This is a genomic window from Pseudosporangium ferrugineum (assembly GCF_003002065.1).
Lineage (GTDB): Bacteria > Actinomycetota > Actinomycetes > Mycobacteriales > Micromonosporaceae > Actinoplanes > Actinoplanes ferrugineus_A.
The window spans coordinates 67,629-81,868 of the sequence record NZ_PVZG01000012.1; the positions used below are offsets into that span (position 1 = coordinate 67,629).

The following is a 14,240-nucleotide window of genomic DNA, read 5'->3' on the forward strand; positions in this document are numbered from 1 at the left end:
TGGAGGGTGATGCCCTTCTTGTGAGTGATACGGGGGGTGAGAGGGGGTTGGTGGACCGTCAGCCGGCCACCGTCGTCTTGGCGGGCTGGCTGCCCGCCTCGGACGAAGAAGCCGGTTCGGCGGATGCCTCCCGGCGGAAGGGGCGGGTGATGCTCCCGATGACCGAGAAGCGCCCCTGGCTCTTGTTGTAGACGTCCAGGGCGACGGCGAGCAGCAGGACCAGGCCCTTGATGATCTGGACCCGGTCGGTGCCGACGCCGAGCAGCTGGAGGCCGTTGTTCAGGACGGCCATGACCAGACCACCGACGATGGAGCCGGAGATCGTGCCGATGCCGCCGGACACGGCCGCGCCACCGATGAAGACGGCCGCGATCGCGTCGAGCTCCCAGCTGAGACCGTCCTGCGGGCCGGAGGCGCCGGAGCGGGCCACGAAGATCATGCCGGCCAGCGCGGCGAGGACGGACATGTTCATCATGACGAAGAAGTTGACCCGGCGGAGCTTCACACCGGACAGCTCGGCCGCCCGGGAGTTGCCGCCGACCGCGTAGATGTGCCGGCCGCCCGCGGTGTTGCGGGTGTAGAAGCCGTACACGAGCACCAGCACGACGAGGATGAGCCCGGAGATCGGGAAGCTCGTGCCGACCCGGCCGCCGGCGAACCGCAGCGTCACGAAGATCAGGAGGCCGACCATGATCGCCATCCGGATCACCGACACCCACATGGGCGCGGGCTCGGCGTTCATCTCCTTGCGGGTACGGCGCAGCTGCAGCTCGCGCCACACCACGGCGACACAGGCGGCCAGGCCGAGCAGCAGCGTCAGGTTGTTGTAGCCGGTGTCCGGGCCGGTCTCCGGCAGGAAGCCGCCGCCGATCTTCTGGAAGGGCGCGGGCACCGGGATCGTGTCGGCGTTGCCGACGTACTGGTTGGCGCCGCGGAACAGCAGCATGCCGGCCAGCGTGACGATGAACGCCGGCACCCCGACGTACGCCACCCAGAAGCCCTGCCAGGCGCCGATGACCGCGCCGATCGCGAGGCCGAACAGGATCGCCACCGGCCAGGGCAGGTCCCAGTCCGCCATCGCCTTGGCCACGAGGATGCCGACGAAGGCGGCGATCGAGCCGACCGACAGGTCGATGTGGCCGGCCACGATCACCATCAGCATGCCGATGGCGAGGATGAGGATGTAGGAGTTCTGCTGGAACAGGGCGATCAGGTTGTCCGACCGCAGGGTCAGGCCGTCGCCGAAGCCGACGCCCAGGTCGCGTGCGGTGAGGAACTGGAACAGCAGGACGATCGCCACCAGGGTGAAGATCATCCCGAACTGGCGGGCGTTGGAGGTCGTGCCTCCGAACAGGTTCTTCTGAAGGTCCTTGATTCGGCTCATCGGGTCTGCATCTTCTTCGTCGAGGTCATCTGCTTCATGAGGGTCTCCGGGTTCGCGTCCTTGCGGGCGATGTCACCCGTGATCTGGCCTTCGAACACGGTGTAGATGCGGTCGCAGAGCCCGATCAGCTCGGGCAGCTCCGAGGAGATGACGATGACGCCCTTACCCTGGTCGGCGAGCCGCTGGATGATGCCGTAGATCTCGTACTTCGCGCCCACGTCGATGCCGCGGGTGGGCTCGTCGAGGATCAGCAGGTCGGGGTCCGTGAACATCCACTTCGCCAGGACGACCTTCTGCTGGTTACCGCCGGAGAGCTTGGAGACGCCCTCGTCGACGGTGGGTGCCTTGGTGCGGAGTTCCCTGCGGTACTCCTCGGCGGCCTTGTACTCCGCGACCTGGTCGAGCACGCCGCGCTTGGAGATCTTGGAGAGCTTGGCCGCCACCGTCGACGTCTTGATGTCGTCGAGCAGGTTGAGGCCGATCGCCTTGCGGTCCTCGCTGACGTACGCCAGGCCGTGGTGGATCGCGTCGGCCACGGTCTTGAGCTGGATCTCCTTGCCGTCCTTGAAGATCTGGCCGCCGAGGTAGACGCCGTACGAGCGGCCGAAGATGCTCATCGCCAGCTCGGTGCGCCCGGCGCCCATGAGGCCGGCGAAGCCGACGATCTCGCCGCGCCGCACGTGGAAGCTCTCGCCCTTGCAGACCAGCCGCTCGGCGGAGATCGGGTGCCGGACGGTCCAGTCGCGCACCTCGAAGAAGGTGTCGCCGATCTTCGGGGTGTGGTCCGGGAACCGGCTGCCCAGCTCGCGGCCGACCATGCCCCGGACGATGCGGTCCTCGTCGACGCCGTCGCGCTGGATGTTGAGCGTCTCGACCGTCTTCCCGTCCCGCAGGATCGTGATCTCGTCGGCGATCGCCTCGATCTCGTTGAGCTTGTGCGAGATCATGATCGAGGTGATGCCCCGCTCGCGGAAGCCGCGCAGCAGGTCGAGCAGGTGCTGCGAGTCGGCCTCGTTCAGCGCCGCGGTGGGCTCGTCGAGGATGAGCAGCTTGACGTCCTTGGCGAACGCCTTGGCGATCTCCACCAGCTGCTGCTTGCCGACGCCGATGTCCTTGATGAGGGTGTCCGGGTCCTCCCTGAGGCCGACCCGGGCCATCAGGTCCAGCGCCTGGCGCTGCGCGGACTTCCAGTCGATCGCACCCCGCTTGCGGGGCTCGTTGCCGAGGAAGATGTTCTCGGTGATCGACATGTCGGGGATCAGCGCGAGTTCCTGGTGGATGATCACGATGCCGGCCCGCTCGCTCTGCCGGATGTCGGAGAAGCGCACCTGGGAGCCCTGGTAAACGATGTCACCCGAGTACGATCCGTACGGGTAGACGCCGCTGAGCACCTTCATCAGCGTGGACTTGCCGGCGCCGTTCTCCCCGCAGATGGCGTGGATCTCGCCGGCCCGGACCAGGAGGTTGACGTCGGAGAGCGCCTTGACGCCGGGGAACTCCTTGGTGATGGAACGCATCTCCAGGAGGACGGGTGCGGTCGTCGTCATCGCACACACCACCTCACGAACGTCATGGATGCCTCCGGGGGGATCTGATATTTCCTCTTGTTTTGTTGCCGACGGCAACCTATTCCGCCCCGAAGACGCTTCGCAAGTTTCGAGATCCTCCTGTCATGTAACAATCCGGCAATGAAAGGGCAGGCTGCCGTAACGGCAGCCTGCCCTTAAACGGTTAAGATGTCCGTCAGACGCCGACCGGAACCTTGTCCGATGCCTGGTCAAGCTGCTTACGGAGCTTTTCGCCCTCGATGTCGACGTTGGGCAGCGCCCGGTTCAGCCAGCCGGGCAGCCACCACGCAGCGCGACCGAGCAGGGAGATCACCGCCGGCACGATGGTCATCCGGACGATGAAGGCATCGATGGCCACCCCGATCGCGAGGGCGAAGCCCATCGACTTGATCACCGGGTCGTCGAGCAGCACGAAGCCGGAGAAGACCGAGGTCATGATCAGCGCGGCGGCGGTGACCACCCGGGCGCCGTGGCCCATGCCGCTGATCGTCGCCTCCTGCGGGCCCTCCCCGTGCACGAAGTCCTCGCGCATCCGCGACACCAGGAACACCTCGTAGTCCATCGCCAGCCCGAACAGGATGCCGATGAGCAGGATCGGCAGGAAGCTGATCAGCGGCGCGGGCGTGTCGAGCCCGACCAGGCCCGCCAGGTGGCCCTCCTGGAAGACGAGGACCGTGATGCCGAACGTCGCCCCGACCGTGAGCAGGAAGCCGAGCGCGGCCTTGATCGGCACCAGCACCGACCGGAAGACGAGCATCAGCAGCAGCACCGACAGGCCGACGACGAGCAGCAGGTAGACCGGCATCGCGTCGGAGAGCTTCTCGGAGACGTCGATGCCGACGGCGGTCTGGCCGGTCAGCGCGACGTCGGCGCCACCGAGGCCGCGGGTCCGCTCCCGGACCTCCTGCACCAGCTTCTCGGTCGCCTCCTCGGTCGGGCCGGTCGTCGGGATGACGGCCAGCAGGGCGGTCCGCTGGTCCCGGCTGAGGTTCGGCGGGGTGACCGCGAGCAGGCCCGGCGTGCCCTGCAGAGCCTGGTTGACCTCGCCCACCGCGGCGGCCGTGCGCTGCGGCGAGTCGCTGGAGACCACGAGCGCGAGCCGGCCGGTGAAGCCCGGGCCGAAGCCCGCCTTGATGAGATCGGCGGCGGCCCGGGCGGGCGTGCCCTCCGCGGCGGCACCGGCGTCGGGCAGCGCGACCCGCATGTCGGCGGCGGGCAGCGCCAGCGCGCCCAGGCCGAGGATGCCGACCAGGATCACGGGTACGCGCAGCCGCGTGACGAGCCGCGCCCACCGGAACCCGAAGCCCTCGCGCGACGCCGCCTGCCCGGTCCGGTCCCCGCGCAGCCGGCGGGGCAGCACCCTGGTGCCGGCGAAACCGAGCAGCGCGGGCAGCAGGGTGACAGCCACCAGCACCGCCACGGCGACCGTGCCCGCCGCCGCCAGGCCCATCACGGTCAGGAACGGGATGTTGACCACGGCCAGGCCGGCCAGCGCGATGATCACCGTGATGCCGGCGAAGACCACGGCCGAGCCCGCCGTGCCGACCGCGCGGGCCGCCGCCTCCTCCGGCTCGGTGCCCTCGGCGAGGTGCTGGCGGTGCCGGGAGGTGATGAAGAGCGAGTAGTCGATGCCGACGGCGAGCCCGATCATCAGGGCCAGCACGGGGGCCGTGCTGGTCAGCGAGACCACGCTGCTCAGGGCGAAGAGGCCGGCCATGCCCGCGCCGACGCCGATGAGCGCGTTCAGCATCGTCATCCCGGCGGCGACCAGCGAGCCGAAGGTGATGACGAGGACCACCAGCGCGATGATCACGCCGATGGACTCGGTGCCGCCGACCTCGGGCTCGGCGTTCATGACCTCGCCGCCGTGCTCGACGCGCAGGCCCGCCGCCTCGGCCGCGGCGCCGCTGTCCTCGTACGCGTGGCGCTGCTCGGGGGTCACGTCGTCGGAGCGATCGGCGAACTGCACCTGGACGAGCCCGTACCGCCCGTCCTGGGACAGCGCCCGGGACTGGAACGGGTCCACGGCGCCGACCACGCCGGGCAGGCCGCCGGCCTCCTTGACCAGGCCCTCCACCGCGGACTTGAGCTGTGGATCGGCGAGCGTACGGCCCTGCGGGGCGGCCACCACGATGGTGCCGGTGGCGCCGCTGGCCTCGGGGAACTCCTGCCGCAGGGCGTCGATGGCCCGCTGGGACTCGGTGCCGGGCATGGTGAAGTTGCTGGCGGTCTCCCCCTTGAAGGCGAGCGCCGCCCCGCCGAGGGCGGCGAGCACGACCAGCCACAGGACGACCACCAGTTTGCGGCGGCGGAACGAGGCCCGGCCGAGCCGATAGAGCAGGGTTGCCATGTCAGTCCTTGTCGTGAGGGGAGTCGGAAGGGGAGAGCAGGGCCCGCCGGGCGACGCCGATCAGGGCGGCCCGCAGCTCGGCGGCGTCCCGGTCGGTGTCGATGACGACGGTGACGATCCCGGTCAGCACCACCTCGGCGGCGACACAGGCCGCGACGGCGGCGGAGCGCCCGGCGAACGCGGCGCAGAGTGCCTCGGTGTGCGGGAGCAGACCGGCGAACGCCGGTTCCGTGATGAACTTCGGGATGCCGCTGTAGACGAGCGCGGCCTCCCGCCGGTGGCGCAGGACGAGATCGACGAACCCCTCGATGGCGGCGGCCTGCGCGGCGTCGTCGTCGAGGGGTTCGAGGGCCGCCACGAGCTCGGCGAGCTCGCTCGCCGCGGGGGCGGTGAGCTCCGCGAGGATGGCGTCCTTGCTCGCGAAGTGGTAGAGCAACGTGGCCTTGGAGCAGCCGACCTCGGCGGCGATGTCCTGCAGCGAGGTGCCCTTGTAGCCGGTGTGGGCGAACTGCTCGGCGGCGACGCGGAGGATCTCGTCGCGGGTGTTGACGCGAACCATGGGCACCAGCATGCCTGACCGATCGGTCAGAGACTGGCCGATCGGTCAGAAAGTGGCCCAGGTTACAGCCGGCCCGGCCCCTCCGGCGGGGGCGAGGAGGCCAGCGACAGCGCGGGGACGGGGGTCCTGGGCTGCGGCAACGCCCCGACGACGCCCTCCGGCGCGGCGGCCCTCGAGCGGCGCGGACCGGGCAGCAGGAGCAGCACGGTGCCGAGCAGCGAGACGGCGACGAACGCGTCGAGCCAGTAGTGGTTCCCGGTCGCGACCACCACGGCGAGCGTGAGCACCGGGTGGGCCAGCCAGAGCCAGCGCAGCCGGGAGGTGGTGGCGGCGATGAGGGCGATCGCCACGGCGACGGCCCAGCCCACGTGCAGCGACGGCATGGCCGCGTACTGGTTGCTGACCGCGTCCGCGGCCGGCGAGCCGTAGACGGCCGGGCCGTAGAGGTGGCCGGTGTCGAGCACGCCGGCGAAGGCCATCATCCGCGGCGGGGCCAGCGGGATGACGAGGTGCACCACCAGGGCGACGGCGGTGAGGCAGGCGAGCGTACGGCGCATCCAGAGGTAGTGGGCGGGCCGGCGGAGGTACATCCAGACCAGGGTGACCGCGGTGGCCGGGAAGTGCACGTACGCGTAGTAGCAGTTGGCCAGCCGCACCAGGAAGCGATGGTCGATGATCGCCTCCTGCACCGACGACTCCGCGGGCAGGCGCAGCGCCCGCTCCAGCTCCCACACCCGGCCGGCGTTGCCCATGGCCTCGGCCACGTGGCCGGTGGCCAGCATCCGCCCCGCCTGATACGCGAGGAACAGCAGCCCCACCAGCAGGATCTCCCGCACCGCGGCCCGCACCACCAGCCGGCGCCCCGCGCCGGCCTGTTCCACCACCGTCACGGCAGCCCCCGTCTCCGCGCCGGACCCCTGCGACGACGACGGCGCGGACGGCACTCAGGGAGATCTTGGACCTCCGGACATCCGGACGTCACCTCCCGGACGGCCGGATGTGACCAGTCGCTCACCGTGAAGGGGTGTGCGGGGGCAGCTCAGTCGCGGAGTTTACGCAGGATGCGGGTCAGCTCGGCGCGGTCGGCGGCGCTCAGCGCGGCGAAGAACCGTTCGCTCTCCGCGTAGCGGGCGGCCTTGATCCGCTCGCCGGTCGCGCGGCCGGCCGCGGTCAGCGACACCAGCGTGGCCCGCCGGTCGCCCGGGTCCGGTCCGCGCTCGACCAGGCCGCGCCGCTCCAGGTCGTCCACCACCTCGGTGGCGGAGCGCGCCGCGATGCGCAGGTGCTCGGCGAGCGCGCCCGGGCGCATCGGCCCGTGCCGCATCAGCACGGCGAGGGCCCGGCCGTGGGACGGGGAGACGTGCAGCGGCTCGAGTGTCTCGCGGCTGAGGTGCCGCAGGCGGCGGGCGACGCCCCAGAACAGCTCCGAGAGGGTGTTGTCCTCCACGGGAATACCGTACCAGCGGTTGCGGTTGTTCCCTCATGTTGAGGTAACCTCAGTAAAACTCCGGAAGAAGGTACGCACTTGGAAGCCCCCCGACGCCCCAGAACCGTCAGTGCCGCCGAGAAGGCCCAGGCGCGAGAGGTCTCGCTCCGCCGCATCGGCCGGCTGTTCACCGCCCACCGCGGGCAACTCGCGCTCGTCGTCGCGATCATCGTGGTCTCCTCGGTCGTCTCGATGGCCTCGCCCTTCCTGCTGCGCGAGGTCATCGACGTCGCGCTCCCCGACCGGAATCTCACGCTGCTGGCCTGGCTGGTCGCCGGCATGGTCGCCGTCGCCGCGCTCACCTCGGCCCTCGGCGTGGTGCAGACCTGGATCTCCACCACCGTCGGCCAGCGGGTCATGCACCGGCTGCGCACCGACGTGTTCCGCCACCTGCACCGCCAGTCCGTCGCGTTCTTCACCCGTACGCGCACCGGCGAGGTGCAGTCCCGCATCACCAACGACATCGGCGGCATGCAGTCGGTGGTCACCTCGACGGCCACCTCGGTCGCCTCGAACCTCACCACCGCCGTCGCCACCGCGGTCGCCATGGCCGCCCTGAGCTGGCAGCTCTCGCTGGTCTCGCTGGTCGTGCTGCCCCCGGCGATCCTCCTGACCCGCCGGGTCGCCCGGATGCGCCGGGAGATCACCGCCCGGCGCCAGCGGGAGCTGGCCGACCTGAACGTCACCGTCGAGGAGGGGCTGTCGATCAGCGGCGTGCAGCTCAGCAAGACCCTGGGCACCGGCGCCACCCTCGTCGACCGCTTCACCGCCTCGTCCGAGCGCCTGATCGACCTCGAACTGCGCGCGGAGCTGGCCGGCCGCTGGCGGATGGCGTCCATGAGCATCCTGTTCGCCGCGATCCCCGCGGTCATCTACCTCAGCGCCGGCCTGCCCTTCACCGCGGGAACCCTGAGCATCGGCACCCTGGTGGCCTTCACCTCGCTGCAGGCGGGACTGTTCCGGCCGCTGATGGGGCTGCTCGGCGTCGGCGTGTCGCTGACCAGTTCCCTCGCCCTGTTCGCGCGCATCTTCGAGTACCTCGACCTGCCCGTCGAGGTGGACGACCCCGAACACCCCGTGGACCTCGACCCGGATCGCGTACGCGGGCACCTGCGCCTGGAGGACGTGACCTTCACGTACCCGGGCAGCGCGACCGCCGCGGTCGCCGGGGTGACCCTCGACGTCCCGGCCGGCACCTCGCTGGCCCTGGTCGGCGAGACCGGTTCGGGCAAGAGCACGCTGGCCGGGCTGATCGCCCGCCTGCACGACCCGGACGCCGGGCGGATCACCGTCGACGGCGTCGACCTGCGCGACCTGCGCCTGGCCGACCTGGCCCGGATCGTCGGCGTGGTCAGCCAGGAGACGTACCTGCTGCACACCACCGTGCGGGAGAACCTGCGCTACGCCCGGCCGGACGCCACCGACGAGCAGCTCGAGCAGGCGGCCCGCGCGGCGCGGATCCACGACCTGATCAGCGCGCTGCCGGACGGCTACGACACCGTCGTCGGCTCACGGGGCCACCGGTTCTCCGGCGGGGAGAAGCAGCGGATCGCCATCGCCCGTACCCTGCTGCGGAACCCGCGCATCCTGGTGCTCGACGAGGCGACCAGCGCGCTGGACACCGAGACCGAGCGGGCCGTGCAGCGTGCCTTCGACGAACTGGCGCGAGGGCGTACGACGGTGACCATCGCGCACCGGCTGTCGACCGTGCGCGACGCCGACCGGATCGCGGTGGTCGACCACGGCCGGATCCTGGAGTCCGGGACGCACGACGCCCTGATCTCCGAGGGCGGCCGGTACGCGGCGCTGGCGGCGTGACGCGACCAGCATGCCGGCGGTCACCACGGCGATCCCGGCGACCGCGTCGAGGACCCAGTGGTTCGCGGTGCCGACCACCGCGACCACGGTGATCGCGGCGTACAGGCCGCCGAGGACGCGCAGCAGCGGGCCGCGCATCACCCAGGCGACCCAGAACGCCCAGCCCACGTGCAGCGACGGCATCGCCGCGAGCTCGTTGGTGAGGTGGCCCATCCCGGCTGGCGCCGACGCGTGCGCGGACCACCAGCCGAGGTCCGAGGTGCTCGCGAGGGTGTCAACGTAGCCGGACGGCATGAGCCGCGGCGGGGCGGTCGGCATCAGCACGTAGCAGACCAGCCCCATCGCGGAGGCGAGCACCAGCCCGTTGCGGGCCGGGACGTAGCGGCCGGGGTGGCGGCGGAACAGCCACAGCAGCACGAGCGGCGTGACCAGGTAGTGCAGGGCGGCGTACCAGAAGGACAGGCCCGCGGCCAGCCAGGGCGTGACCGTCACGGCATGGTTGAGCCCCGCCTCGACGTCGAGGCCCACGAGCCGCTCGGCGCCCAGCAGGGCGGTCGCCTGCTCACGGGCCGCGCCCAGGTCCGGATCGGCCAGCATCCGCGCCGCGCTGTACGCCCCGAACAGGCCCAGCAGCAGCGCGATCTCGCGCCATCCTCGTCGTGACACGTGTCCCTCCCCCGTTCGGCGATCGAGGGAAGCTTCGCGTAGACACGAGCTTGCGCGAATCTGGCGCGCGGCTGAATCCGATCTTTCCTGTTCTCCTCCTTTCGGCCGGTACGCCGTCGCGCCGCTACTCTCCGCCGCCGTCGGCACCCGCGGGGACCCGGCGGCGCTCGAACGGGTCGCCGTACGCCCGGACCGCGGCGCGCGCGTACGCCTGCTGGAACGTCGCCACCCGCTCGGAGCGCCCGCGGCCGAGGAAGCTGACGAACCAGTGCAGCACGGCGGTCACCCTGTTCTTGAAGCCGACCAGGTAGAGCAGGTGCACGACCAGCCACATCAGCCAGCCGAGGAAGCCGGAGACGTGCACCTTGCCGATGCTGGCGACCGCGCTGAACCGCGAGATGGTCGCCATGCTGCCCTTGTCGAAGTAGGTGAACCTCTGGCCGGTCTCCCTGCCCGCGAGCCGGCGCTTGATCTGATCGGCGGCGTGCCGCCCGCTCTGGATCGCGACCTGCGCGACCCCGGGCAGGTCGTCCAGGGCCATCATGTCGCCGACCGCGAAGATCTCCGGGTGCCCGGGCAGGGTGCAGTCGGGCTCGACCCGGATCCGGCCGGCCCGGTCGGTCGCCGCCCCGGCGGCCTCCGCGAGCCTGCGGGCCAGCGGCGGCGCCGCGACGCCGGCGGCCCACATCTTGGTCATGGCCCCGATCCGCTCGTGCCCGCGCGGGGTCTCCACCTCGATGCCGGTCGCGTCGACGCCGACCACCTTCGTCTCCAGCTCGACCTCGACGCCGAGCAGGTGCAGCCGGCGCAGCGCCCGGGTGGACAGCCGGTCGCCGAACGTCTTGAGCACCGCGTCGACCGCGTCGATCAGGATGATCCGGGCCTTGCGCGGGTCGATGTGCCGGTACTGGCCGGGCAGGTTGCGATGGGCCAGCTCGGCGATCTGGCCGGCCATCTCGACGCCGGTCGGTCCCGCACCGACCACCACGAAGGTCATCCAGCGCTCCCGCTCGGCCGGGTCCGTGTGCAGGTCGGCCAGCTCGAACGCGCCGAAGATGCGGGCACGCAGCTCGAGGGCGTCGTCGATGCTCTTCATGCCGGGCGCGTGGTCGGCGAACTGGTCGTTGCCGAAGTACGACTGGGAGGCGCCCGCGCCGACGATCAGGGTGTCGTAGTCGACCGTGTAGTCGATGCCGGGCGCCTCGACGGACACCCGCCGGGCCTCGACGTCCACGTCCGTGACCCAGCCCAGCTTGACGTCGACGTTGTCCTGCCGCTTGAGGATCTCGCGGATCGGCGGCGCGATCTCGCCCTCGGACAGGATGCCGGTGGCCACCTGGTAGAGCAGCGGCTGGAACAGGTGGTAGGCGGTGCCGTTGATCAGCGTGATGTCGACGTCGGCCCGGCGCAGCGACCTGGCGGCGAAGAGACCGCCGAAACCGGCCCCGACGATCACCACCCGGTGCCGGCGAGCAGCGCTTTCAGCCATGATCGGGGCCTCCGGTGTTCGAGTCGTCCTCCGCGTACGGTATCAACGCAGGGTGGATCCTGAGTTTGTCCTGTTCCCGGGCCGGCACCATGTACTCACCCGGTTCCAGGCCGATTACCTTTCCCGCTTCGGCGGCGCGACGATCGTGTGGGCCGTCACATCGGCGAATCACGAGAACACGAAGCGCAACCCGGTGCCGTACCACCGCCGCGAGGCCGCCATCGAGCGGTTCAGCGCGCTGGAGGGGCTGCGGTCGCTGGTGGTGCCGGTGTTCGACACCGCGCCGACGGACCGCTTCGCCGAGGTGACGCTGAAGAACATCACGGTCGCCACCGGGCTGGAGCTGACCCCGGAGAACTGCCTGGTCGCCTGCTCCACCCCGCAGGTCGCGGCCCTGTACGAGGCGCTGGGCTTCGGCATCGCCGGCGTGGAGGCCGGGGTCACGCCGGCGCCGGAGCGGCCGTGGGACGTGCTGCTGCGGCTGGCCGCCGGCGACGAGTCGTGGCGCGAGCTGGCCCACCCGTCGACCGTGGACGTCTTCGAGCGCTACCGCCTGGTGGACGCCGTACGGTCGGTGGTCAACGACCCGGTGGTCGGCGACGAGGGCGGGCTGACCGCCACCCGCGACTACCGTACGTACGCGTCGGCCTTCGCGGACGCCGCCGGCCGCAAGTGGGACCTGGTCCGCGGGCACGTGCGGCCGGGCCGGATCGTCGACATCGGCTGCGGGGCCGGCGCGGTGCTGGAGCTGGCCGACGCCGAGCCGGCGCTGCGCGAGAGCGACCTGATCGGCGTCGAGATCGCCCGTCACCTGTTCGAGGAGTGCGTGCACAAGAAGGCGCAGGGCGCGTTCCGCAACGCCAACGTCTACTTCTACCGGCGCAACGTGCTGGGCGGGGCCATCTTCCCGCCGCGCTCGATCGACACCACGCTGACCTTCGCCCTCACCCACGAGATCTGGTCCTACGGCGACCGCTGGGAGTCGCTGCGCGCGTTCGCCCGCGCGATCTACGAGCACACCGCGCCGGGCGGCGTGTGGATCAACAGCGACGTCTGCGGCCCGGACGGCCGCGACGTCCCGGTCCGGCTCACCCTGCGTGCCGACGACGGCGACAACCCTCCGGCCGTACGGACGGACCTGGCGTCCCTGCCCTCGGCCGAGGTGTCGGCGTACGTGGCCGGATTGTCCACCCGCGCCCGCCTCGACCAGTTCGCCGTCGACTACCGCTTCCCGTTCGGCTACGAGCCGGTCGGCGCGGACACCGTCGAGCTGCCCCTGGGCGCGGCGATGGACTACCTGACCCGCAAGGACTACCCGGACAACTGGCTCTCCGAGACCCAGGAGCAGTTCTGCGGGCTGGAGTTCGCCGACTGGAAGTCGCTGCTCACCGACGTGGGCTTCGAGCTCGACCCGGCGTCGGCCCCCAGCCGCAACGACTGGATCGTGAGCAACCGGCTGGCGCCCACCGCGTCGCTGGCGACCGTGCGCGGGGAGCCGCTCGACTGGCCGGTCACCCATGTGCTGCTCGTGGCGCGCCGTCCGTTCAATACCTGACCTGCCGTTCCGGGCCTATCCTGTGCGGCATGCGGACCGCTCAGCTGTTCTGGGGTGTCGTGCTCCTCAACGTCGCCGTCGTGTGGGCCCTGTTCTTCACCGTGGCGCCCGAGCCGAAGAACGCGATCCTCGGCGCCGGCCAGCTCCTCGGCCTGCACGTCGCGCTGCTGATGATCCTGCAGCTGACGCTGATCGCCCGGCTGCCCTGGCTGGACCGGCGGATCGGCATGGACCGGCTCACCTCGTGGCACCGGTGGACCGGGTTCACACTGTTCTGGGTGGTGCTCGCGCATCCGCTGTTCGTGCTGGCCGGCTACGCGACCGCCTACGACTCCACGATGTGGCGGCAGTTCCTCAACCTGGCCGTCATGGTGGGCTCGCTGGCCGGCATGATCGCCCTGGTCCTCGTCGTGGTCGCGGCCGGCGCGTCGATCCGGTACGCCCGCCGCCGCCTGCAGTACGAGACCTGGCACGCCGTGCACCTCATTCTCTACCTGGCGATCACGCTCGGGCTCATCCACCAGCTGTTCGAGCTCTCCACGTTCACCGCGTCGCCGGTCGCCACGGCGTACTGGTGGACGCTGTGGACCTTCGCGATCGGCGCGCTGCTCATCGGCCGGATCGTCCTGCCGCTGTGGCGCAACGCCCGCCACCGGTTCCGGGTGGCCGCCGTGGTGCCCGAGTCCGACGACGTCGTCTCGGTCCACATCCGCGGCCGGGACCTCGACAAGCTCCCGGCGCGGGCCGGGCAGTTCTTCATCTGGCGCTTCCCCGGGTACGCCCGCTGGTGGCAGGCGAACCCGTTCTCGCTGTCGGCCGCGCCGGACGGGCGCTCGCTGCGGCTGACCGCGAAGGCCGTCGGGGGCGCGAGTGCGGCCCTGCGGCACATCCCGGTCGGGTCGCGGGTGTTCGCGGAGGGGCCGTACGGCGCCTTCACCTCCCTGCACCGCACCCGGGAGAAGACGCTGCTGATCGCCGGCGGCGTCGGGGTCACGCCGATCCGGGCGCTGCTGGAGGAGTCGGCCGGCGACATCGTGGTGCTCTACCGGGTGCATCGGCGGGCCGACGCGGTGCTGCTGCCCGAGCTGGAGGCGCTGGCCCGGGAGCGGGGTGCGCGGGTGGTGCTGCTCTCCGGCCGTACCGGATCCGGCGATCCACCGCTCGCGCCCTTCGAGCCGGCGAACCTGGCGGCCGAGGTGCCGGACGTCGCCGAGCGGGACGTGTTCGTGTGCGGGCCGCCGGCGATGACCTCGGCGGTGCTGCGGTCCCTGCGCGCCCTGCGGGTGCCCCGCCGCCAGGTGCACGCGGAACGCTTCAGCCTGGCGGCCTGACCGCTTCCGTTCCACCGGGGAGGCGCGACGATGA

General features: G+C 71.2%; 10 protein-coding genes and 1 pseudogene. 3 read left to right on the forward strand and 8 right to left on the reverse strand.

Features of this window, described 5'->3' with window-relative positions:
- Positions 1 to 58 precede the first annotated feature (58 nt).
- The 6 genes from mmsB to CLV70_RS24280 all read right to left on the reverse strand — a co-directional run bounded on the left by mmsB (position 59) and on the right by CLV70_RS24280 (position 7,308).
- Positions 59 to 1,384 (reverse strand): multiple monosaccharide ABC transporter permease, encoded by a 1,326-nt coding sequence (mmsB, locus tag CLV70_RS24255; RefSeq protein ID WP_106128892.1) that lies wholly within the window; start codon positions 1,382 to 1,384, stop codon positions 59 to 61.
- Positions 1,381 to 2,931, reverse strand: coding sequence for a multiple monosaccharide ABC transporter ATP-binding protein (gene mmsA / locus CLV70_RS24260; RefSeq protein WP_106128893.1), 1,551 nt, complete (start codon positions 2,929 to 2,931; stop codon positions 1,381 to 1,383). The genes mmsB and mmsA overlap by 4 nt, the downstream gene beginning before the upstream one ends.
- A gap of 196 nt (positions 2,932 to 3,127) precedes the next feature.
- A complete protein-coding gene (locus CLV70_RS24265; protein ID WP_106128894.1) occupies positions 3,128 to 5,302 on the reverse strand; it encodes an MMPL family transporter in 2,175 nt (724 codons plus the stop codon).
- 1 nt (position 5,303) lies between these two features.
- On the reverse strand, positions 5,304 to 5,861 hold the full coding sequence (locus CLV70_RS24270; RefSeq protein ID WP_106129047.1) for a TetR/AcrR family transcriptional regulator: 558 nt from the start codon (positions 5,859 to 5,861) through the stop codon (positions 5,304 to 5,306).
- Between the two features lie 62 nt (positions 5,862 to 5,923).
- Entirely contained in the window at positions 5,924 to 6,751 is an 828-nt protein-coding gene (locus tag CLV70_RS24275; protein ID WP_245908429.1) for a phosphatase PAP2 family protein, read from the reverse strand.
- Between the two features lie 149 nt (positions 6,752 to 6,900).
- Positions 6,901 to 7,308 (reverse strand): MarR family winged helix-turn-helix transcriptional regulator, encoded by a 408-nt coding sequence (locus CLV70_RS24280; RefSeq protein WP_211303864.1) that lies wholly within the window; start codon positions 7,306 to 7,308, stop codon positions 6,901 to 6,903.
- Positions 7,309 to 7,386: 78 nt separating this feature from the next.
- On the opposite strand from CLV70_RS24280, the gene CLV70_RS24285 reads away from it, so the two are divergent.
- Positions 7,387 to 9,165 (forward strand): ABC transporter ATP-binding protein, encoded by a 1,779-nt coding sequence (locus CLV70_RS24285; protein ID WP_106128896.1) that lies wholly within the window; start codon positions 7,387 to 7,389, stop codon positions 9,163 to 9,165.
- Positions 9,166 to 9,183: 18 nt separating this feature from the next.
- Here the strand turns inward: CLV70_RS24285 and CLV70_RS41225 are convergent.
- Together CLV70_RS41225 and CLV70_RS24295 are read right to left on the reverse strand one after the other, a co-directional pair.
- A pseudogene (locus CLV70_RS41225) lies at positions 9,184 to 9,762 on the reverse strand (phosphatase PAP2 family protein); the annotation flags it as partial.
- A 193-nt stretch (positions 9,763 to 9,955) separates the two neighbouring features.
- Positions 9,956 to 11,320 carry an NAD(P)/FAD-dependent oxidoreductase gene (locus CLV70_RS24295; RefSeq protein ID WP_106128898.1) on the reverse strand — a complete coding sequence of 455 codons (1,365 nt, stop codon included), beginning with the start codon at positions 11,318 to 11,320 and terminating at the stop codon, positions 9,956 to 9,958.
- A gap of 52 nt (positions 11,321 to 11,372) precedes the next feature.
- On the opposite strand from CLV70_RS24295, the gene CLV70_RS24300 reads away from it, so the two are divergent.
- Together CLV70_RS24300 and CLV70_RS24305 are read left to right on the forward strand one after the other, a co-directional pair.
- Entirely contained in the window at positions 11,373 to 12,875 is a 1,503-nt protein-coding gene (locus tag CLV70_RS24300) for a class I SAM-dependent methyltransferase (protein WP_106128899.1), read from the forward strand.
- 29 nt (positions 12,876 to 12,904) lie between these two features.
- Complete coding sequence (locus CLV70_RS24305; RefSeq protein ID WP_106128900.1) at positions 12,905 to 14,206, forward strand: ferredoxin reductase family protein; 1,302 nt, start codon at positions 12,905 to 12,907, stop codon at positions 14,204 to 14,206.
- Positions 14,207 to 14,240 lie beyond the last annotated feature (34 nt).